Origin of the sequence: Bradyrhizobium sp., assembly GCF_016213215.1 — a bacterium.
Lineage (GTDB): Bacteria > Pseudomonadota > Alphaproteobacteria > Rhizobiales > Xanthobacteraceae > Bradyrhizobium.
The window spans coordinates 49,861-70,176 of sequence record NZ_JACRAW010000163.1 but is presented as its reverse complement, the minus strand read 5'-3'; the positions used below and the strand labels follow the sequence as shown (position 1 = coordinate 70,176).

At 61.7% G+C, this 20,316-nt stretch carries 19 protein-coding genes and 1 pseudogene; 10 read left to right on the top strand and 10 right to left on the bottom strand.

The features are described from left to right. Positions 1–79: 79 nt before the first annotated feature. From HY852_RS27050 to HY852_RS27035, 4 genes are read right to left on the bottom strand one after another with little or no spacing between them, the layout of a single operon-like run. Positions 80–1,207, bottom strand: coding sequence for a branched-chain amino acid ABC transporter permease (locus HY852_RS27050; RefSeq protein WP_291608025.1), 1,128 nt, complete (start codon positions 1,205–1,207; stop codon positions 80–82). Between the two features lie 15 nt (positions 1,208–1,222). Continuing rightward, positions 1,223–2,152 (bottom strand): branched-chain amino acid ABC transporter permease, encoded by a 930-nt coding sequence (locus tag HY852_RS27045; RefSeq protein ID WP_291608024.1) that lies wholly within the window; start codon positions 2,150–2,152, stop codon positions 1,223–1,225. Positions 2,153–2,162: 10 nt separating this feature from the next. Continuing rightward, positions 2,163–2,948: an ABC transporter ATP-binding protein gene (locus HY852_RS27040; RefSeq protein ID WP_291608023.1), complete on the bottom strand. Its 786-nt coding sequence runs from the start codon at positions 2,946–2,948 to the stop codon at positions 2,163–2,165. Continuing rightward, positions 2,945–4,915, bottom strand: a complete 1,971-nt coding sequence (locus HY852_RS27035) for an AMP-binding protein (RefSeq protein WP_291608022.1) — start codon at positions 4,913–4,915, stop codon at positions 2,945–2,947. The genes HY852_RS27040 and HY852_RS27035 overlap by 4 nt, the downstream gene beginning before the upstream one ends. 199 nt (positions 4,916–5,114) lie before the next feature. On the opposite strand from HY852_RS27035, the gene HY852_RS27030 reads away from it, so the two are divergent. After that, entirely contained in the window at positions 5,115–6,368 is a 1,254-nt protein-coding gene (locus HY852_RS27030) for a serine hydrolase (protein WP_291608021.1), read from the top strand. A gap of 273 nt (positions 6,369–6,641) precedes the next feature. On the opposite strand, the gene HY852_RS27025 is transcribed toward HY852_RS27030, so the two are convergent. Continuing rightward, entirely contained in the window at positions 6,642–7,814 is a 1,173-nt protein-coding gene (locus HY852_RS27025) for an MFS transporter (protein ID WP_291608020.1), read from the bottom strand. A gap of 323 nt (positions 7,815–8,137) precedes the next feature. Between HY852_RS27025 and HY852_RS27020 the strand changes: the two genes are divergently transcribed. Further along, the gene (locus HY852_RS27020; protein WP_291608018.1) at positions 8,138–9,490 is read left to right on the top strand and encodes a malonyl-CoA decarboxylase; all 1,353 of its coding nucleotides are present in this window, start codon (positions 8,138–8,140) and stop codon (positions 9,488–9,490) included. Between the two features lie 437 nt (positions 9,491–9,927). Next, positions 9,928–10,410: a Phasin protein gene (locus HY852_RS27015; protein ID WP_291608016.1), complete on the top strand. Its 483-nt coding sequence runs from the start codon at positions 9,928–9,930 to the stop codon at positions 10,408–10,410. A gap of 678 nt (positions 10,411–11,088) precedes the next feature. Here HY852_RS27015 and HY852_RS27010 read toward each other — a convergent pair. The 5 genes from HY852_RS27010 to HY852_RS26990 all read right to left on the bottom strand — a co-directional run bounded on the left by HY852_RS27010 (position 11,089) and on the right by HY852_RS26990 (position 14,939). After that, positions 11,089–12,258, bottom strand: coding sequence for a mandelate racemase/muconate lactonizing enzyme family protein (locus HY852_RS27010; RefSeq protein ID WP_291608014.1), 1,170 nt, complete (start codon positions 12,256–12,258; stop codon positions 11,089–11,091). A gap of 148 nt (positions 12,259–12,406) precedes the next feature. Next, a complete protein-coding gene (locus HY852_RS27005) occupies positions 12,407–12,652 on the bottom strand; it encodes a DUF3297 family protein (protein WP_291608116.1) in 246 nt (81 codons plus the stop codon). Between the two features lie 32 nt (positions 12,653–12,684). After that, positions 12,685–13,161, bottom strand: a complete 477-nt coding sequence (locus HY852_RS27000; protein WP_291608013.1) for a glutathione peroxidase — start codon at positions 13,159–13,161, stop codon at positions 12,685–12,687. Positions 13,162–13,172: 11 nt separating this feature from the next. Further along, positions 13,173–14,573 (bottom strand): amidase family protein, encoded by a 1,401-nt coding sequence (locus HY852_RS26995; RefSeq protein WP_291608012.1) that lies wholly within the window; start codon positions 14,571–14,573, stop codon positions 13,173–13,175. Positions 14,574–14,681: 108 nt separating this feature from the next. Continuing rightward, positions 14,682–14,939: a hypothetical protein gene (locus HY852_RS26990; protein WP_291608011.1), complete on the bottom strand. Its 258-nt coding sequence runs from the start codon at positions 14,937–14,939 to the stop codon at positions 14,682–14,684. A 268-nt stretch (positions 14,940–15,207) separates the two neighbouring features. Between HY852_RS26990 and pqqA the strand changes: the two genes are divergently transcribed. From pqqA to HY852_RS26955, 7 genes and pseudogenes are all read left to right on the top strand, one after another. Continuing rightward, the gene (pqqA, locus tag HY852_RS26985) at positions 15,208–15,288 is read left to right on the top strand and encodes a pyrroloquinoline quinone precursor peptide PqqA (RefSeq protein ID WP_012029362.1); all 81 of its coding nucleotides are present in this window, start codon (positions 15,208–15,210) and stop codon (positions 15,286–15,288) included. A 121-nt stretch (positions 15,289–15,409) separates the two neighbouring features. Then, positions 15,410–16,339 carry a pyrroloquinoline quinone biosynthesis protein PqqB gene (gene pqqB / locus HY852_RS26980; protein WP_291608010.1) on the top strand — a complete coding sequence of 310 codons (930 nt, stop codon included), beginning with the start codon at positions 15,410–15,412 and terminating at the stop codon, positions 16,337–16,339. Further along, positions 16,336–17,115 (top strand): pyrroloquinoline-quinone synthase PqqC, encoded by a 780-nt coding sequence (gene pqqC / locus HY852_RS26975; protein WP_291608009.1) that lies wholly within the window; start codon positions 16,336–16,338, stop codon positions 17,113–17,115. The genes pqqB and pqqC overlap by 4 nt, the downstream gene beginning before the upstream one ends. Positions 17,116–17,137: 22 nt before the next feature. After that, a complete protein-coding gene (gene pqqD, locus HY852_RS26970) occupies positions 17,138–17,449 on the top strand; it encodes a pyrroloquinoline quinone biosynthesis peptide chaperone PqqD (RefSeq protein WP_291608008.1) in 312 nt (103 codons plus the stop codon). Continuing rightward, complete coding sequence (gene pqqE, locus HY852_RS26965) at positions 17,446–18,645, top strand: pyrroloquinoline quinone biosynthesis protein PqqE (protein WP_291608007.1); 1,200 nt, start codon at positions 17,446–17,448, stop codon at positions 18,643–18,645. Before pqqD ends, pqqE begins: the two co-directional genes overlap by 4 nt. Continuing rightward, positions 18,635–19,621: a prolyl aminopeptidase gene (gene pip / locus HY852_RS26960; RefSeq protein ID WP_291608006.1), complete on the top strand. Its 987-nt coding sequence runs from the start codon at positions 18,635–18,637 to the stop codon at positions 19,619–19,621. The genes pqqE and pip overlap by 11 nt, the downstream gene beginning before the upstream one ends. A gap of 12 nt (positions 19,622–19,633) precedes the next feature. Continuing rightward, positions 19,634–20,307 (top strand): annotated as a pseudogene (locus HY852_RS26955) (hypothetical protein). Positions 20,308–20,316 lie beyond the last annotated feature (9 nt).

The window sequence follows — 20,316 nt, the reverse complement described above, 5'->3', positions numbered from 1 at the left end:
GCGGAGCTTCCTTGCTCCTTCTGCCAACGACCGCCGCTCCGCGTTGCGATCTCCGGCTTCCTTTGCGCTCACCGCTCCTTCAGTAGGGAAACGGCCAAAGTCTGAGCTTCTCCTTGCCAAGCGATATGAGCCGGGCAAATCCATGTGGCTCCTTGATGAGAAGATAGCAGATTAACGATCCAAAGATGATGAATTCCAGGTGTGTGATCGTTTCTGTCGACAGCGGCACGCCGAGCTCGCTCGGAATCCGGTTCAGCAGGATTGGCAGAATGAGGATAAAGGCCGCACCTACGAACGCACCCATAATCGATCCCAGCCCGCCGATGATCACCATGAACAGCAGCTGCAGCGAGCGGTCGATCGAGAACGCGAGCGGCTCCCACGAGCCCAGATAGACGAACGCCCAGAGTGCGCCCGCCACGCCGATGATGAATGAAGAGACCGCGAAGGCCGTGAGCTTTGCATAGAGCGGCCGGATACCGATCAGCTCGGCGGCGATGTCCATGTCGCGGATCGCCATCCACTGTCTGCCGAGATTGCCGCGAACGAGGTTCTTCGCCAGAACCGCGAACACCGTTACGAAGATCAGGCACAGCAGATAGCGCTCAATCGGCGTGCCTACGTTCAGACCGAAGAAATCCAGTGTCGGTGCATTGACCGACCCCGACGGCGCATAATTGGTGAACCACGACACCCGCAGGAACACCCAATCGAAAAAGAATTGCGCTGCGAGTGTTGCGACCGCCAGATAGAGGCCCTTGATCCGCAGACTGGGAACACCGAAGAGGATTCCCGCACTAGCCGCCGTGAGCCCGCCGAGCAAAATGGCTAACAGTACGGGCAACGGCGGGATCGAGATCGCGAAGCCAAGCCAGGCAAGCGGAATATGAACGCCGGTCCCCAACTTGTAGGCAGAGTAGGCGCCGATGGCCATGAACGCGCCGCTGCCGAGCGAGATCTGGCCGCAATAACCGACAAGGATGTTTACGCCGATAGCGGCGAGCGCGAGGATCAGGAATGGCAGCAGAATGGCGCGGAGCAGATAGTCGCTGCCGAACGGCCAAATGTCGAAGTCGGCCAGCAGCGGCACGCCAATGAAGGCGATACCAAGCAAGATGGCAATCGCCATACGGTCCTGGCGGATCGGGAAAATCGCCATATCCTCGGCGTAGGTCGTCTTGAATTGGCCAGCCTCACGATAAAGCACAACGAACTCCTCGTCTCAGATTCGTTCGATGATCCGCTCGCCGAACAGCCCCTGCGGCCGCACGAGCAGCACCGCCAATGCCAGCACATAGGCGAACCAATATTCGATACCGCCACCAATGTACGACCCCAGGAACACCTCCGCGATCTTCTCGCCCGCACCCACAATGAGCCCGCCGACGATGGCCCCTGGAACCGAGGTAAGGCCCCCAATGATCAGAACCGGCAAGGCCTTCAGCGCGAGAAACGTGATGGAGAACTGTACGCCCAGTTTGGTACCCCACACGGTCGCCGCAACCAGCGCAACGAGACCGGCGGCAAGCCAGACCACGAACCAGATCCAGCTGATTGGAATCCCGACCGATTGCGCGGCCAAGTGGTCGTCGGCAACCGCCCTGAGTGCGCGACCGGTCTTGGTACGCTCGAAGAAGATCGCGAGACCCGCGACCAGAATGCCGGCGATAAAGCCGCCCCAGACATCCAGCTTGTTGACCAGAATTCCACCGGGAAAGAGATCTTCAAACAGCAACCAGACGTCCGTCGGAAACAGCCGCAAAGGGTAAGCATCGGAACCGAAGATCATCTGCGCCGCACCCTCGAGGATGAATGTCACGCCGATGGTGGACATGAACAGCGTGAGTCCGTCCTGGTTGACAAGAGGTCCGATCACCAACCGCTCGATCAGCCAGGCGGTTATCACCATGATCACGGCAGCGAAGCTAATGCCGAAGATGATCGCGACCCAAAGCGGGAAACCCCATGCCACCAGCAGGTCGAGCGAGCGGACCAGCGCCAGTCCTGCGAGCAATACCATTGCGCCTTGGGCAAAATTAAAGACACCGGATGCCTTGAAGATCAGCACGAAGCCGAGCGCAACCAGCGAGTACAGCACGCCGGACATCAATCCGCCGATCAGCACTTCGAGAAATTGTCCCAACCCGATCACGCAATGCTCCTTAGTGCGCGACGCCGAGATAGGCGTCGATGACGCCCTGATTCTCCTTGACTTCATCCGGCGTGCCGTCGGCGATCTTCACTCCATGATCGAGCACCGCCACGCGATGGGAGAGATCCATCACCACAGCCATGTCGTGCTCGATCAGCGCAATGGTCGTGCCATAATGATTGTTGACGTCGATGATGAACCGCGACATGTCCTCCTTCTCTTCGAGGTTCATGCCTGCCATCGGCTCGTCGAGGAGAAGAAGATCGGGCTCCATCGCAAGGGCGCGGCCAAGTTCGACGCGTTTCTGCAGGCCATATGGCAAACGCGCAACCGGCACCTTGCGGATCGCCTCAATCTCCAGAAAATCGATGATCTCCTCGACCCGGTGCCGATGCTCGATCTCCTCTGCCAGCGCAGGGCCGTAACGCAGCATCTGCCACAGAAGACCCCGGCGCATCTTCAATGTGCGGCCAGCCATAATATTATCGAGTGCGCTCATTCCCTTGAACAGTGCGACGTTTTGAAAGGTGCGCGCGATGCCGCCACGGGATGCCTCGTACGGCTGCATCTGGGCGCGGGTCCGACCCTTGAAGGTGATGGCGCCATGGTTCGGATGATAGAAGCCGTTGATGACATTAAGCATCGAGGTTTTTCCGGCACCGTTCGGTCCGATGATGGCGCGAATTTCGCCTTTCCTGATGTCAAACGAAACGTCCCTCAGCGCCTTCACGCCGCCAAACGCCAGCGATACTCCTTCCACCTGAAGCAAGAGTTCGCTGGTGTCCGGCATCCTCATGCGGCCTTCCCCAGAGATTCCGTCGAACCAGCTGTTTGCAAGTCGCGGATCTTGACCCGCGCCGCGATCGCGCCCTTGCGGCCATCCTCAAAAGTGACTTCGGTGGAAATGTCGGCTTCATGCGAACCGTCGTAGAGCGCCGTGATCAGTGGAGCATAACGCTCGGCGACGAACCCGCGGCGGACTTTCTGCGTGCGGGTCAATTCGCCATCGTCCGCGTCGAGTTCCTTATGCAGAATGAGAAAGCGACGAATCTGCGCGCTCGCCATCACCTTTTCTTCCGCGAGGGAGCGGTTTACCTCGGCAACATCTTTCGCCACCATGTCGTAGACCAGCGGATGCCCCGCCAGCTCCTGGTAGGAACCGTAGGCAACGTTGTTACGTTCGGCCCAGTTTGCAACAGCGGCCGGGTCGATATTGAGAATGGCGCAAACGAACTCCCTGGAGTCGCCGAAAGCGACCGCTTCCTTGATGTTGGGAAAGAACTTCAATTTGTTCTCAAGATACTTCGGCGCAAATATCGTGCCGTCGGCCAGCCGGCCGACATCCTTTGCGCGATCGATGATCTTCAGATGTCCCGTCTTCTCGTCGAAGAAACCGGCATCGCCGGTCTTGACGTAACCGTCAGCCGTCAGGGTCTCCGCAGTCTTCGCCTGATCCTTGAAATATCCGACAAACATGCCGGGTGAACGGAACTGCACCTCACCTGATTCCGCAATGCGGATGTCGACATTCGGCGCCGCCGGCCCAACAGTATCGGAGTAGATCTCCCCGTCAGGCTGACAGGTGACGTAGAGGAACGCTTCAGTCTGGCCGTAGAGTTGCTTCAGGTTCAACCCGATCGAGCGGTAAAACGCGAAAAGTTCCGGACCGATGGCCTCACCTGCAGTATAGGCAACGCGTACGCGAGACAGGCCAAGAACGTTTTTAAGAGGCTCGTAGAGCATCAAGCGCCCGAGCGCGTAGAGCAGCCGGCCTGACAGCGGCACTGGCTTTCCGGTCAAAATCGACTCGCCGTGCCGTCGCGCAATGCCAAGGAAGTAGTCGAACATTCGCCGCTTGATTGGCGCAGCGTCCTGCATGCGGATCATCACCCGCGTCAGCATGTTTTCGAGAACGCGCGGCGGAGCGAAATAAAAGGTTGGTCCGATCTCGCGCAAGTCCTGCTCGACCGTCTCACCACTCTCGGGACACGCCATGCAGAAACCAGCGGCAATGCCCTGCGCGTAGTTGAGATAATGATCGCCCACCCAGGCGAGCGGCAGGTAGGCAAGCGCCACGTCGTTCTCAGTCAGTCGATCGAACTTGACAGTATCCGTCACAGCGTTGATGCAGCCTCGCGCCGACAGCATGACGCCCTTCGACGCGCCGGTTGTTCCCGAGGTGTAGAGGATAATCGAGATGTCAGAACCTTCACCCTGCCGGATGATCTCATCGATCTGCCCGCCAAGCGTAGCGTTAGCCGCAAGCGCGGCGCGGCCGTTTTCGATAACATCTTGGATTGCGATCAATCGGCTGTGATCGTAATCACGGAGTCCGCGCGGCTCGTCGTAAACAATCTTCTGAAGATGCGGCACCCGGTCGGATACCGACAAAACCTTATCGACCTGCTCCTGATCTTGCGCCGCGACAAACCTCACATCGGCGTGAGCGAGGACATAGGCAAGCTCATCAGCCACCGCATCCGAATAGACCGGTACCGGAATCGCGCGCAGCGTCTGCGCTGCCATCACTGTCCAGTAGAGGTTCGGCCGGTTGGAACCGACGATGGCGATCGTGTCTCCTGGCTGCAAGCCACTTCGCTGCAAACCCGCGGCATAAGCACGCACGATCTCGGCGACCTGGCTCCAGGTCCACGTCTGCCAGACGCCAAGATCCTTATGCCGAAACGCCGGACGGTTGCGAAACTGCGCCGCATTTCGCAGAAGCAACTTGGGGAACGTGTCAAACGATCCGCCAACGGCCATGTAGGTCTCCATCCAAAAACGGCGCTTTGGTTCGCGCTTTGTTTATGGTGACCTGCGCCCTTCAGGCAGCAGCCATGCGAGTTCCGTATGCTTCTCTTCACAATACAAGGGATCGAAAGTCCTACAAGCCCAGTTTGGCAGCCCCCGACGCGGCTGATTAGGCATTAACAGCCCGTCGGGTTTACCAGTGGTGGGCGCCATGATCCGTCTTTCGCTGCTCGCGTTCCTTTCGATGTTCATTTGCGAAGGCGTTGTTTTCGCGGAATCGGGTCCGGTGTTCTCCGACACGGGTCCCGAGGCTGAGGCATATGGCGCCTCCAGGGGATATCCGGTGCCCCCCTTTGAATACCCACCGGGTGTCCGGCAGGACTTCATGATTGGTACGTACAGTCATTTCGACAAGGTGCACCCGATGCGCACCGTTCAGAAACCGGCGACGCCGTCGGTTTTAAAGCGCGCGGCTGAGGAGATCGTTCCCGTCTACCATTACGACGGTCGGCAGAAGGCGATCGGCGATTATCTCGATACACACCCCGTGACTGGCCTGCTAATCGCGCGCGGGGACACGATCCTGTTCGAGCGCTATCGCTATGCCCGCAGCGACCGGGATCGTTTGCTCTCGAATTCCATGGCCAAGACGATCACGGCACTACTGGTCGGCATCGCGATCTCCGAAGGTGCAATCCGCTCGATCGACGATACGACGGCAACCTATGTGCCGGAATTGGAGGGTACGGAATACGGTGCCACGCCGTTGCGCGCTCTGCTTCACATGTCGTCAGGCGTCGCTTTTCTTGAAAGAACCTATCAACCAGACGACGATATTTTCGAGTTGCACCTAGCGCTGCTGGGAAGAAATGCGGTCGGTGCGATTGCCGCGCTCCGCCAATTCAATACGCGTGACACGCCGCCGAATACACGCTTTGCCTATGCTAGTTCGGAGACCGAAGTGCTCGGCCTCGTCGTCAGCCGCGCGGTCCATATGCCGCTTGCCGACTATCTAGCGACGCGGATCTGGCAAAAGCTCGGTGCCGAGTCCGACGCCGCCTGGGCGATCGATCCGACAGGGCAAGAAGTGGCTTACTGCTGCTTCATCGCCACACTACGCGACTGGGCACGCCTGGGATTGATGTTGGCAAATGACGGCGCTTGGAACGGCCAACAGATTGTTCCGCGGCAGTGGCTTCTCGATGCGACGGCTGTGCCACGGGATAGTTACCTGCGCAACACCATTGCGCAGTCCTGGGGCTACGGCTATCAGGTCTGGATATTGCCGGGAGAGCGGCGAATGTTTCTTCTCTTGGGCATTCATGGACAGGGTCTCTTCGTCGATCCGGAGTCGAAGCTGATCATGGTGCAGACGGCGGTGCGTAAGTTGCCGATCGGGGACCCCAAATCGCCCGAAGCCATGGCCTTGTGGTATGCGGTCGTGGCGCAGTTCGGGCATCGCTAGTCCCCGCAAGCAGATTATCCGCTCAGGGTCCATTCGCGACCGGGTCGAGCCAACAGCAAGTCCGGCCCCTCTCCGCCATGCCGCCGAAAGCGGAAGTACATTCAGAGCATTGGCTGCTCAATAGCCATCGCGGCCTGATGACGCCGCGGGGAGCGTTTTTCAAGCTCCGAAACGCGGGCCTGAATCATGCGCTACAAACTTCGCAGTATGCCCCACGCAAGTGATTTGCATGGGAACGTAGCCAGGCCGCGCGCTTGTAGATTTCGTGTCCGCTTAGTTCGGCGCGGGGGGCGCGATCTCGCGCGGCAGGATGATCGCCGCCGCGATCGCCAGCAGGCACAGGGCAGCGAAGGCGTGCAGCATGGTGACGAAACCGCCCTGCTCGTGCAGCCAGGCGACGAGGCCGACGGAAGCGCCCGCCGCCGTGAAGCCAACGAAGTAGCGCACGGCGTAGGCGCGCGAGCGCCACTCCTCGCTGGTGTATTTGCCGACCATGGCGTCATTGACGGTTACCTGCCCGAACGCCCCCATGACGATGCCGATCGACACCATAATCAGCGGCAGGTTCGACAGGCTGGCCGCGAGGTAAAGAAAAGGCGCCAGCATGAAGGACAGCGGCAGCGCCACCGCTTTCAGCGAATAACGATCGAGCAGCCTCCCGATCGTATATTGCGCCATTGCGCCGAACACGTACACCCCGGCCGCGATCACGCCTAACAGCGCCGGGCTCTTCGTGAGATCCGCGAGCCGCTCCGCGAACAGCTTTGGCAGCGCGACGGTGACGGCGTTGAACGTGGTCGAGATCGCAATCACCACGATCAGGAGCGCCACGATCACCCGCCACATGTCCTGGCTGGCGACGCGCGCCTGCGGCGCGGCTTGCCTGGTGCCGGTGCGATCCTCGTGCACCACGCTGAAGGCGAAAGCGACGCCGATCAGAACCGTAATGGCTCCCGGAATGATGAAAGCAAAGCGCCAGCCGAGATACTGGCCGATGACGCCGGTTACCAGCGCCGAGGAGGCAACGCCGAGATTGCCGAAGACGCCGTTGAGCCCCATCTCGCGGCCGAGCCGGTCGGCATAGGATACGATCATGGCGGTGCCGACCGGATGGTAGATCGAGGCGAACACGCCGATCGACAGCAACGCGGCGCCAAGCTGTAGCGGGGTCTGTACCATGCCGACCGCGATCATCGACGCGCCGATGCCGGCAAAGAAGATCAGCATCATGTGGCGGCGGCTCCAGCGGTCCCCGAGCCAGCCGGTGAGGAGCGATCCCGCCCCGAACGCGACGAAGCCCGGCGTCGCATAGGGCAGCAATTCGGAATAGCTCATCTGAAGAGCCGGCCCCATGATGATGACCGCGGCGGCGAAGATCAGCATCGCGTAATGGTCGATAAAGTGCGCGGCGTTGGCGAAGCCGATCACCCTGCCGGGCCTGTTCATGGGCGAATCCTCTCCTTCTCGCCTGAGACGCAAATGAACTCCAAGCCGGTGCCGGCGAGCGCCTGTCGGTCATCGAAGGATTGTCGACGGATGCCCATGGCCCGGTCAAGCAGATTGCCTCAAATCTGAGCCGTCGCAGCGTTCCAGTGTCTGGAAGTGCGCCGGCAGACCGCCGAGGATATCTGCGAAACGTGTGATGTCGGATCAACCGCAATGCGGGGCGCCCTCGGCGCATAGCGCGCCAATGCCCGCTTGATTGTGATCGGTGGCTGCCTAAATCCCATGTAAGCTATGAAGGTCGAAAAACGGATTCGAGTCGCCAGATGCCCAACGCCTTTTTCTCGGACCTGCTCGCCACGATTTCCGAGCGCGGCCGGACGCTGCTCGGCCGCGCAGGCGCCTCGGACGTACGACAGGATGCCAAAGGCCTGATCGAGCTCTGCGAGGCATTGTTGTCGGGCCGGGGCGAGGCTTCGGGCATAGCGATCGCGCGCGAGGTGCTCGACCGCTACCAGAACCTCGATGCGGCGGGCCGACGCAGCTTTTTCGAGGCGCTGGTCCGCGACTTCGGTCCTGATCGCGAGAAGCTCGCGCACGCGGTCGAGCAGTGGCGCACGCAACCGAGCGATGAGGACGCGAGCAGCCTGCATTTCGCCTCCGAGCCGCGGCGGCAGGAGCTGATCCGGCGCCTCAACCGCGCTCCTGGCGCCACCGGCGATCTCGTCGCCATGCGCGCCGACCTCCTCGACATGACGAACGGATACACAGATCTCGCTGCGCTCGATCGGGACGCCGTGCACCTCTTCAGTTCCTGGTTCAACAGGGGATTCCTCGTGTTGCGCAAGATAGACTGGTCGACCCCGGCGAACATTCTCGAAAAGATCATTCGCTACGAGGCCGTGCATGAGATCCATGACTGGGACGATCTGCGGCGCCGCATCGATCCGGTCGACCGGCGCTGTTACGCGTTCTTCCATCCCGCGATGGTGGACGAGCCGCTGATCTTCGTCGAAGTCGCGTTGACCGAGGCCATCCCGGGTGCGATCGCCCCACTGCTGGCGGTGGACCGCCAGCTTGTCCCGATCGAGCGGGCGCGCACCGCCGTGTTCTATTCCATCTCCAATACCCAGCGCGGGCTTGGCGGCATTTCCTTCGGCAGCTTCCTGATCAAGCAGGTCGTCGAGGAGTTGCGCCGCGAACTGCCGAAGCTGGAAAATTTCGTGACGCTTTCGCCGGTGCCCGGCTTCATGCGATGGCTGAATCAGGACAGGGAAGTTCCGCTCTCGGACGAGGACCGCGAGCTCCTGAAGCGGATCGATGAGCCGAAATGGTTCGAGGATGCTGAGCTGGCGGCGCAACTGCGCGCGGTGCTGGAGCCGCTCGCGGCGTACTATTTCCTGAAGGCGCGCACCTCGGAGAACCGCCTGATCGATTCAGTCGCCCGCTTCCATCTCGGCAACGGCGCGCGGCTGGAGCGGATCAACTGGCTGGGAGATCTCTCGCCCAAGGGGGTTCGCGAGTCCGCCGGCATCATGGTCAACTATCTCTACCGGCTCGAGGACATCGAGAAGAACCACGAGGCCTATGCCAACCAGGGCGAGATCGTGGCATCGAGTGCCGTGAAGAAGCTGCTGAAGGGCGAAGGACGGCGGCTGTTGGATATGCGGTTGCCGTAGTGCGCAGTTGCCGGGATCGTCCGCGAAGGCGGACGATCCAGCGGGCACCGAAGCTACCGCAAATCTGATGGCTGGTGCTTCGGGCGATGAAATAGTGCGTCGCTGTCGACAGCTTGTAGCGGCAAACGCGAAACGGCTGGGAAGGCTCAATTCGGGCCGAAGCCGAAGCCGTTCGGGAACACGGCGCCGGCGGAAGTAGCATGCGAGTGACCACGTTGCAGGCATGCGACTCGTGATCGCCGCTCGTTGCGCTCCGTAATAATAGCGCTTCAAAGTTGCCGCGACACGATATCCATCAACGGCTACGCGATGATGAACTCTAAGTTCATGCGGAATTGCCGTGATCGTGCGTTTGGAACGTTATACCGCAAGGTCGGTTGTGCTTCAGAAATCACCGTTGTGGTCGACACACCCATCCCCCTTGGAGAGAGCGTCAGATGAGTAAACGTAAACGGGCCAAAGCGTCAAAGCGCGAACGCGGTTCGAAAATAGCCGCGCGGGCTCAACGGAACAAGCAGGCAGTTGTCAGGAGCCCGAAAGAAAACTTTCTGCGCTCTGTTGCGGCAGGCTCGACTGAGTCGCCTCCTGAGCTTCATGACGACTCTAGACAAGAGGCTCCCATTGTTGATAATCGGGCGACTGCCTTACAAGATGATCTCGGGCGGATGATGAGGGATCACGATTCAAGGAAAGGATTCGACGTTTCTTTAGCCACTTCAAACGTGGCGGCTTATCAAGGGAAGCTTCTGGAAATCGCACAAGCCAACATCCAATTTGCCTTCGAATTCACCCAGAGGCTTGCGACCGTCAGGTCACCATTTGAAATTCTCAACATCCTTGAAGAATTCACAAGCAAGCGGATCGGCATGTTCTGGAACGTTTCGAAAGAAATGGCTGAATTGGTACCACGCCGTAAATAGTCTGAGAGCGACGGCCGCCTAGCTGCCCGATACAGACGTTGACCGGTCCTCAGGGCAAAGCGGACACCCTGTTACGCACGCTCGACCAGCCACTTTTTGGACAACGGTGCTCAGCCCCGGTGATCCGCATCCTTGCGGCCGATGTCGCAGGCGTAGCAAGTGCCTCAATAGCAGGGTGGATAAGGATAGTACCCACAGGCCCTACGATACCGATACGCACCATAAGCCGCGCCGGCTCCCACCGCTGCCGCGCCGTAGTAGGCCCGCCGATGCACTCTGCGGTTTACACCTGCTACGCTCATCGGTGTTAGTGGTCGCCCAACTCTCGCTTCAGCGCGGTCGAGGGATACGGATGCCGCGTTCCCCGGCGAGTAATGGGGCGATTACGGAGCTGCCGTTAAGAGCGCCGCAGTCACGATCAGGCCGAAAAGCTTGGCATTTCGTGTCATCGGTGCGGGCCAACTCTGGAAGTGCGCCGCAGCAAATTACGGTCGCTGTTCGCGGTTCAAAATCGGCAATACTCCTATTGAACAGAAGATTTCTCCTCAGCCGCGCCACCTCGCATCCCGATCCCCGAACGATCCCAGCGCCACGAGCCGACTTCTGCGTCTTTTTGAGTACGCGCCTTGGCTGAGACGCCGCCGATTACTGGATGCCCCCTCGCGGGACATGACGACGTCACTCCGCCAGCGCCTTCATCTCCGCATAGAGATCCGACTTGCCCTCGAACCCGATGCCGGGCAGCTCTAGCATGGTGATGTGGCCGTTCTCGACGCGCACGCCGTCGGGAAAGCCGCCATAGGGCTGGAACAGATCGGGATAGCTTTCATTGCCGCCAAGGCCGAGCCCCGCGGCGATGTTGAGCGACATCTGGTGCCCGCCGTGCGGGATGCAGCGGCTCGGCGACCAGCCGTGCGTCTTCAGCATTTCCAGCGTGCGCTGATACTCGCACAGCCCGTAGGACAGCGCGCAGTCGAACTGCAGCCAGTCGCGATCCGGCCGCATGCCGCCGTAGCGGATCAGGTTGCGCGCGTCCTGGTGGCTGAACAGGTTTTCGCCGGTCGCCATCGGCGCCGGATAGAACTCGGCGAGCGCGGCCTGAAGCGCAAAATCGAGCGGATCGCCGGCCTCCTCGTACCAGAACAAGGGATAGTCGCGCAGCATCCTGGCGTAGGCGATCGCGGTCTCGAGATCGAAGCGGCCGTTGGCGTCCACCGCGAGTTGCGCGTCCTTGCCGATCTCTTCCAGGACCGCTTCGATGCGCATGCGGTCCTCAGCGATCGGCGCACCGCCGATCTTCATCTTCACGACGTTGTAGCCGCGGTCGAGATAGCCGCGCATCTCGCCGCGCAGCATCGACAGTCCCTTGCCTGGATAATAGTAGCCACCGGCGGCATAGACGAAGACACGCGGGTTGGCTTTCACGCCATGGCGCTCGGCGAGCAGACCAAACAGCGGCTTGCCGGCGATCTTCGCCACCGCGTCCCACACCGCCATGTCGAGCGTGCCGACCGCGACCGAACGCTCGCCATGGCCGCCCGGCTTCTCGTTCGTCATCATCGTCGCCCAGACCTTGTCGGGGTCGAGATTGTCGCCGGCTTCGTTGAGCAGCGTCCTGGGATCGGCTTCGAGCAGCCGCGGCGCGAAGCGCTCGCGGATCAGGCCGCCCTGCCCGTAACGTCCGTTGGAATTGAAGCCGTAGCCGATAACGCGTTTTCCGTCACGGACGGCATCGGTGACGATGGCAACGAGACTCGTCGTCATCCTGGTGAAATCGATATAGGCGTTATGGATCGGCGAGGAGATCGGTTTTGTGATTTCGCGAACATCGACGATACGGACGGTCATGGGTCTGGCCTTCGGCTGCTGAGCTAGTCGTCGGTTCTTGCACCGTCATTGCGCGCGAAGCGACGCAATCCAGAATGCATGCGCGAAATACGATCTGGATTGCTTCGTCGCTGACGCTCCTCGCAATGACAGCTGATGGCCGAGCGCGTCAGGACTTCTTGTCGCGGAAATACGGCTCGACCGGACCGTGGACCTTGATCGTGAGCGGATTACCGTAGCGGTCCTTGGCGTTGCCGGCGGTCACGCGGACCCAGCCTTCGCTCACGCAATATTCTTCGACATTGGTCTTTTCCATGCCCTTGAAGCGAATGCCGATATCGCGTGCCAGGATTTCGGCATTGTAATAGGGGCTGTTGGGATCGACCGACAGGCGGTCAGGCAGTTCGTCGCTCATGGCGCCATTCTTCTCGTTCACTTCGTTCTCGTTCACAGGAGTGCCTCGATGTCTCGCCTCAGCGCTTCCGGCCTCGTGGTCGGCGCATAGCGGCCAACCACCTTGCCTGCACGATCGACCAGGAATTTGGTGAAATTCCATTTGATCGACGAGCCGAGCAGGCCCGCCTTCTCACGCTTCAGATAATCGTACAGAGGATGCGCGTTACGACCATTGACGTCGATCTTGCCAAATATGGGAAAGGTCACCTCGTATTGGCTGGTGCAGAATTCCTCGATCTGTTCGGCGTCTCCCGGTTCCTGACCGCCAAACTGGTTACAGGGAAAACCCAGCACCGAGAAGCCGCGCCCTGCGTATTCGCGATGCAAAGCCTCGAGGCCGCGGTATTGCGGCGTAAACCCGCATTTGCTCGCGGTGTTGGCGATGAGGAGCACCTTGCCCTCAAACCGCTTCAGCGCAATTTCCTCGCCGGCGAGCGATCTGGCCGTGAAATCGTGCACGCCCGCCATACGTTGCTTCGTCAGGTGATCGGATCGATGGGCGACGGCGGCACGCCGCCGGCTTCGATCGCTTCGCCCGCGAGCAGGCAGAGATCCTCGCGATAGCGGCTCGAGATGACCTGCACCCCGACGGGGCTGCGGCCGACCAGACCGGTCGAGACCGTCAGTCCCGGCAGCCCCATGAAGGGAATGGCGATCTGCGGCAATTGCGCGCGCCATACCCGCGCGAACGATGCATCGTCGCGCGTGTCGAGGCCATCCGGGAACGGGAGTTCGCCGGACACCGGCGTAATGAGCACGGCATATTTCTCGAGGAACTGCAGCCATTCGCGCGTCAGCGTCGCGCGTCGCGCCAGCGCCTTGGAGTAGGACGCCTGGTCGAACGGGAACACTTTTGCCCGGTTGCCACGCAGGCAGGCGAGCGCCCCGGGGTCGCCCTCGCGCTCGGCGGCCGCAAGCTGCGCCTCATAGCCGTCGCCGAGCCAGAGCTTGGTGAGCCAGTCGGCGGGTTCGCGCAAAGGCGGGGTATTCTCGATCATCTCGACAGTCCAACCGGCACGCTCGAGCCGCTTGCCGGCATCAACGACCGCCGCCTTCACCTCGGGCGCAGTCTCCAGCCCATCGGGGTTGAGGCTCAGCGCGGCCCGCTTTGCCACCGGCGGTCCCTCCAGAGGCGCCGGCACCCACCAGGGATCGCGCACATCCCGCGCCGACATCGCAGCCAGCGACAGCCTGAGATCGCCGATGGTGCGCGCGAGCGGCCCTGAGACCGCGCAGATCTGCGGCCCGATCGGACGTTCCGGCAATGCCGGATTGAAAGCCGGGATGCGTCCCAGGGTCGGTCGCAAACCGTGCACGCCGCACGCATAGGCGGGGTAGCGGATCGAGCCCGCGATATCGGTGCCATGGGCGATATGGCCGATGCCGGCGGCAACCGCGGAGCCGGCACCACCGGACGATCCTCCCGGCGTCAGGGAGGGATCGCGGGGATTCTTCGTATCGCCATGGATCAGGTTGGTGGTGAACCAGCGGTAGGAAACGGCCGGACAGTTGGTGCGGCCGAGCATGACGGCGCCCGCCTTGCGCAAATTCTCAACCACGGGGCTGTTGCTGCGCGCGATCACATCGCGCTGGAGCTTCAGGCCGTTGGTGGTGGCAAATCCTTCCTGGTCGACATTGACCTTGATCGTGACGGGCACGCCGGCGAGCGGACCGGGATCTTCGCCCCGGGCGATGGCCGCATCGATACCTGCGGCCTGTTCGAGCACCTCGTCCGGGCGATGGTCGACTACCGCGTTGATCCTGGGATTGACCGCATCAAGGCGCGAAAGCGCCGCAGTTGCGGCCTCCTTGGCGGAAACCTTCCTGGATTTGACGAGGGCGGCCAGGTCAGCGGCCGAAAGACGCCAGAGATCTTGCATGGCTTACTCCGTTTCACCGGTGTTTCTAGCGCCGGCGCGGTTCCAAGGCCATGCGAATTCCACATATTGGCCAAACCAAAACGAATGCCTCACCGACGCTCGGGGGCTTCAATGCTTGGTGGCCGACTTGTCCGGCATGTCCAGGAGCACCTCGGTGAACGGAAATTCCAGGACGATCTCGCCCTCGGCATCGGTGACCTCGATGACGGCATCGAGCAGCGCTCGCTGCGCGCCCTCCGACCTCAGCACTTCGATGATCATGGACCGCGCCACTTCCCACGCGCGATCGGGATTTCGCAGCTCTTCGCCGTCAGGATCTACGATCAATTCGTCGCCGATGCGGGTATTGAAGAAATAGCGTGGCATCCTCAATCCAATGGGGTCACAGGTCGCAAAAAGAAAGTCGCCTGACGCTCACAACTGCTTTATCGCGATCTGGGTCGGACCGCACCAAAACCCTCATCGCGGCAATGGTTCGGCACTATCCGGACCCTCCGGCCCTTTCGCGGCGCAATATGACCATCGGCCAGATTTGCGACGGCAAGATTGCCAAGATTTCACTGGCGAACTTTTGCACCTGCATTAACTTACCGGCTTGGGGGCGGAAACGCGTTATCCTTACAAAGGAGCCAAAATGGCCTGGAAAGCACCCAAGATCGTCGAAGTGCCGGTTGGCATGGAGATCAACATGTATGCGTGTGCCGCCCGCAAGTAAGCGGCCGGCGATTCGACGTTGAACCAGGTGGATCTCCGGTCACGCGACTCGTTCCAAGGCATCTCGGAACCCGTCACGGCCTGAGATCCGCCTAATCGTTTTTCCCTCCAGGAGACGAGTTATGCTTCGCGTCGTCGTCCTGGGCGCCGCGGCGGGCGGCGGCGTTCCGCAGTGGAATTGCGGGTGCGCGGTTTGCCGCGCGGCGAGGGCGAATCCGGGCGAGCTGCAGAAGACGCAGGCCTCGATCGCGGTCAGTGCCGACGGCGAGCACTGGTTCCTGATCAACGCCTCACCCGACCTTCGGCAACAACTCAATGCCACGCCCCAGCTTCACCCCAGGCACGGCGCGCTTCGCCATACGCCAATTGCAGGCGTGATCCTGACCAATGGCGAAGTCGATGCCTTGGCCGGGCTGCTGTCGATGCGGGAGAATTCGCCGTTCACGATCTATGCCCATGCCAAGGTGCTGGCCATCCTGAAGGCGAACAGCATCTTCGATGTGCTGAACGAGAGAACGGTCAACCGGCAGCCGATCGCGCTCAATGAGGCTTTCGAGCCTCCCCTGCCCGACGGCTCGCCATCCGGGCTGGAAGTCCTGCCCTTTGCGGTCCCGGGCAAATCGGCCTGGTATCTCGAAGGCAAGGTGCATCCCGGCGGGGATGACGCGGGCGGTGACACGCTGGGCCTTCGCATCCGCGACAAGGCGAGCGGCAAACGCTTCTATTTCCTTGCGGCCTGCGCCGAGATGACGGACGCGCTGAAGTCGGAGATCAAGGGCGCGCCTCTGGTCTTCTTCGACGGCACGGTGTGGCGCGACGATGAAATGATCGCCGCCGGGCTTGGCGCCAAGACCGGCCGGAGCATGGGACATATCGCCATGTCGGGAGAGGCCGGCGCGATTTCGGCGCTCGACGGCCTCGATATCGACAGGAAGATCTTTCTGCATATCAACAACTCGAACCCGGCGCTGCTGCCGGCCTCGCCCGAGCGCAAGCTGCTCGAGCGGGCGGGCTGGCAGATCCCGCCGGACGGAACGGAGATCGTGCTGTGAACGCCATGACGCTTCCGGGTATGACGGCCCTCTCGATCGGCAAGGGCGTGACGCTGAACAGCGCGGAGGAACTCGAGGCTGCGCTGCGCCACATCGGCGCGACGCGCTATCACAACCTGCATCCGTTCCATAGGCTGTTGCACGGCGGCAAGCTGAACAAGGGGCAGGTGCAGGCCTGGGCGCTCAACCGCTACTATTACCAGAGCACGATCCCGATCAAGGACGCGGTGGTGATCTCGCGCTTTCGCGACCGCGCCACCCGCCTTGAGTGGCGGCACCGCATCGAGGACCATGACGGCGACGTCGATCGCGAAGGAGGCATCGAGCGCTGGCTGAAGCTGACCGAGGGCCTGGGTCTCGACACGGCCTATGTGGAATCGACCGAAGGCATCCTTCCGGCAACGCGCTTTGCGGTCGAGGCCTACGTACATTTCTGCCGCGAAAGGAGCCCGCTGGAGGCGATCGCGTCCTCGCTGACCGAGTTGTTCGCGCCCTCCATCCACGAAGAACGCATCTCGGGAATGCTGCAGCACTACGACTTCGTCAATCCCGACATCATGAGCTATTTCAAGCGGCGCCTGACCCAGGCGCCGCGCGACGCGAACTTTGCGCTCGCCTATGTAAAGGAGCATGCGACGACACCGGAACAGCGCGCATTGGTGTGCAATGCGCTGATCTTCAAGACCAACGTGCTGTGGGTGCAGCTCGATGCGCTGCACCATGCCTATGTCGACGGCCACATTCCGCCGGGCGCATTCGTGCCCAAGTCGGCCTAGCAAGTCGGCTCGGGGTGGCATAATGGCCGGACCACGCCATATCAGTGTCAGCGAGGCAAGCCGGCCGGTGCTGCCGAGGCATGCCAGACTGAAGTTCGACGAGACGCGGCAGGTCTGGGTGATACTGGCGCCGGAACGGGTCCTGGCGCCGGACGAGATCGCGGTCGAAGTGCTGCAATTGTGCGACGGCCAGCGTAGCGTGGGCGAAGTGATCGATCAGCTCGCCGCGAAATATGCCGCCCCTCGCGAGGCGATCCTGACCGATGTGATCACCATGCTGCAGGATCTCGCCGACAAGGGCTTTCTCACCGAGGCACGGGAAAAGACGCCATGAGTGACGTGCTCGCCAATTCCAAAGCGGCCGATCCCGGCGACAGCCTGGCGGTGCTGGAGAAACAGCGCTCGCTTGCTGAGACCTTCGGCATTCCGCTCGCGGTGCTGGCCGAGCTCACGCACCGCTGCCCGCTGCAATGTCCCTATTGCTCCAACCCGGTCGAGCTCGACCGCGCCGGCAGCGAACTCTCGACCGAGGAATGGAAGAGGGTCCTGAGCGAGCTCGCCGAAATTGGCGTGCTGCAGATCCATTTCTCCGGCGGCGAGCCGACCGCGCGCAAGGACCTCGTGGAACTGGTACGCCACGCGAGCGGCGTCGGGCTCTACACCAATCTGATCACCTCGGCCGTGCTGCTCACGCGGGACAAGCTGAGTGCACTGGCCGATGCCGGGCTGTGCCATGTGCAGATCAGCTTCCAGGGCACCGAGACGGCGCCGGCCGACCGCGTTGCGGGCTACAAGGGCGCCCAGCACAGGAAGATCGAGGCCGCGAAATGGACCCGCGAGCTCGATCTCCCGCTTACCGTCAATGCCGTGATGCACCGGCAGAACCTGCACGAGCTTCCCGAGATCATCCAGATGGCGGTCGATCTCGATGCCGACCGGCTCGAGGTCGCCAACGTGCAGTATTACGGCTGGGCGCTGAAGAACCGCGCCGCGCTGATGCCCACCCTCGCGCAGCTCGAGGAGACCACACGGATCGTCGAGGAAGCACGGGAGCGCCTGAAAGGCAGCCTCGCGATCGACTACGTGGTGCCCGACTATTACGCATTGCGGCCGAAGAAATGCATGGGCGGCTGGGGCCGCCAGTTCTTCAACATCTCGCCGTCCGGCAAGGTGCTGCCCTGCCATGCCGCCGAGAGCATCACCGGCATGCAGTTCGAGTCGGTGCGATCCAATCATTCGATTACCTGGATCTGGCAGCACTCGGAAGCCTTCAACCGCTATCGCGGCACCGCGTGGATGCCCGAGCCGTGCAAGAGCTGCGAGTTCAGGGAAGTCGATTTCGGCGGCTGCCGCTGCCAGGCCTTCGCGCTGACGGGCGATGCCGGCAACACCGATCCCGCCTGCGCGCTATCGCCGATGCACGAGACGATCTTCAAGCAGGCCCAGCGCGAAGCCGAAGGCGAGACCAACCGCTTCATCTACCGCAATTTCGCCGGGGGCACTCCGGAGACCGGCGAGAATGGCGGCTGAGGCCGACGCAGCAGGGTCGACCAACCGTGCCGACCCGTACTCGCCGCTGACATCGGAATGGCTCAGCGTTGGCGACAGTCACGAAATCTATGTCGAGAGCGTCGGCCGGCGTGACGGCATTCCCGCCGTGTACCTGCATGGCGGCCCCGGCGGCGGCTGCCAGGTGGATCATCGCCGGCTGTTCGACCCCGAACGCTTTCACGCGGTCCTGTTCGACCAGCGCGGCGCCGGACGCAGCCGCCCCATGGGCGAGCGCAACCACAACACGCTGGCGCATCTGATTGCGGACATGGAGACGATCCGCGAGCATTTCGGCTTTGCGCGCTGGATGCTCGTCGGCGGTTCCTGGGGCGCGACGCTGGCGCTGGCCTATGCGGAGGCGCATCCGGATCGCGTTTCCGGCATCGTCCTGCGCGCGACCTTTCTCGGCACCAGGGCCGAAATCGAAACCGCCTTCACGCAAACACTGTCGCGGTTCTATCCGGGCCTTAACGAGGATTTTCTGTGCGTCTTACCTGATGAGGAGCGTGCGCGGCCGCTTGAGCCCTACTGGAGCCGCATCCTCGATCCGGATCCTGCCGTGCACGGACCGGCTGCGCGCGCCTGGCATGATACCGAGCGAATGCTTTCCGAGCACATGCCCGGCCGCACGCGCCTTGATCTCGCTTCACTGACCTCGTCGCGCCCCCTGCCCGCCACGCCTTTCATGGAAGCCCACTATTTCGCCCATGACTGCTTCATGAAGCCCAACCAGCTCCTGGACGAAGCAGGACGGCTTGCCGGCATTTCCGGCATCATCGTCCAGGGCCGCTACGACCTGCTGTGTCCGCCGGCAACGTCGCATGCGCTTGCACAGCGCTGGCGCGACGCCGAAATCCGCGTCGTTGAAGGCGCCGGCCACTCGCTCTACGACGGAGGTGTGAGAAACGCCCTAATGAGAGCCATCGCCGACCTGGCTTCCAGAACAGCGCGATAGGAGGATCGACCAATACCGATTGCCGGCAAAGGCATGTTGCTGACGTCGATGGACATCGACGCCGCCGACGAGGCGGACTTCAATCGCTGGTACGACCGCGAACATCTCATCGAGAGGGTTGCGATCGACGGTTTCCTGGAGGCGCGGCGCTATGTCGCGCATGCCGCCCGTCCCAAATATCTCTTCCTCTATTCGACTTCGAGCATTGAGGTCCTGGACAGCCCTGCCTACCGGCAACGCCTCGCCAATCCGACCGACTGGTCGCGTAAGACGATGGCGCGCTTCAAGAACATGATCCGCGTGGTGGCGCGCATCACGATCAGCCGCGGCACGGGTCGTGGCGCTGCGCTGGGACTTGTGCGCCTGCGACCACAGGCCGCTGACGCCACTCAGTTGCGTGATGCGTTGCGGCAAAAACTCGATCCGGGATCGCTTGACGGCATCATCTCCATGCACCTGATCGAGAGCGATGCAACTTTGTCCGGACCAACTGCGGAGATTCCTTCGGCAGGCGCCGGCGCGACTGACTGGTTCGTCCTGATCGAGGGACCCATGTAGGTGCTGTTTCCGAAGCCATGGCGGCACGCTTCACGAGCATCGCGGCCCTGCCATCTGCGGCACCCGTATCGGCTGGCACCTACACGCTGATGTGGGACCTCGCAAAGAGCGACCTTTCAAACGACTGAACTCGCCGG

What these genes read in the sequence shown, in the direction of transcription:
- HY852_RS27040 (WP_291608023.1), bottom strand. Translation starts at nt 2,948, where the DNA reads ATGAGGATGCCGGACACCAGCGAACTCTTGCTTCAGGTGGAAGGAGTA.
- HY852_RS27035 (WP_291608022.1), bottom strand. Translation starts at nt 4,915, where the DNA reads ATGGCCGTTGGCGGATCGTTTGACACGTTCCCCAAGTTGCTTCTGCGA.
- HY852_RS27030 (WP_291608021.1), top strand. Translation starts at nt 5,115, where the DNA reads ATGATCCGTCTTTCGCTGCTCGCGTTCCTTTCGATGTTCATTTGCGAA.
- HY852_RS27025 (WP_291608020.1), bottom strand. Translation starts at nt 7,814, where the DNA reads ATGAACAGGCCCGGCAGGGTGATCGGCTTCGCCAACGCCGCGCACTTT.
- HY852_RS27020 (WP_291608018.1), top strand. Translation starts at nt 8,138, where the DNA reads ATGCCCAACGCCTTTTTCTCGGACCTGCTCGCCACGATTTCCGAGCGC.
- HY852_RS27015 (WP_291608016.1), top strand. Translation starts at nt 9,928, where the DNA reads ATGAGTAAACGTAAACGGGCCAAAGCGTCAAAGCGCGAACGCGGTTCG.
- HY852_RS27010 (WP_291608014.1), bottom strand. Translation starts at nt 12,258, where the DNA reads ATGACCGTCCGTATCGTCGATGTTCGCGAAATCACAAAACCGATCTCC.
- HY852_RS27005 (WP_291608116.1), bottom strand. Translation starts at nt 12,652, where the DNA reads ATGAGCGACGAACTGCCTGACCGCCTGTCGGTCGATCCCAACAGCCCC.
- HY852_RS27000 (WP_291608013.1), bottom strand. Translation starts at nt 13,161, where the DNA reads ATGGCGGGCGTGCACGATTTCACGGCCAGATCGCTCGCCGGCGAGGAA.
- HY852_RS26995 (WP_291608012.1), bottom strand. Translation starts at nt 14,573, where the DNA reads ATGCAAGATCTCTGGCGTCTTTCGGCCGCTGACCTGGCCGCCCTCGTC.
- HY852_RS26990 (WP_291608011.1), bottom strand. Translation starts at nt 14,939, where the DNA reads ATGCCACGCTATTTCTTCAATACCCGCATCGGCGACGAATTGATCGTA.
- pqqA (WP_012029362.1), top strand. Translation starts at nt 15,208, where the DNA reads ATGGCCTGGAAAGCACCCAAGATCGTCGAAGTGCCGGTTGGCATGGAG.
- pqqB (WP_291608010.1), top strand. Translation starts at nt 15,410, where the DNA reads ATGCTTCGCGTCGTCGTCCTGGGCGCCGCGGCGGGCGGCGGCGTTCCG.
- pqqD (WP_291608008.1), top strand. Translation starts at nt 17,138, where the DNA reads ATGGCCGGACCACGCCATATCAGTGTCAGCGAGGCAAGCCGGCCGGTG.
- pqqE (WP_291608007.1), top strand. Translation starts at nt 17,446, where the DNA reads ATGAGTGACGTGCTCGCCAATTCCAAAGCGGCCGATCCCGGCGACAGC.
- pip (WP_291608006.1), top strand. Translation starts at nt 18,635, where the DNA reads ATGGCGGCTGAGGCCGACGCAGCAGGGTCGACCAACCGTGCCGACCCG.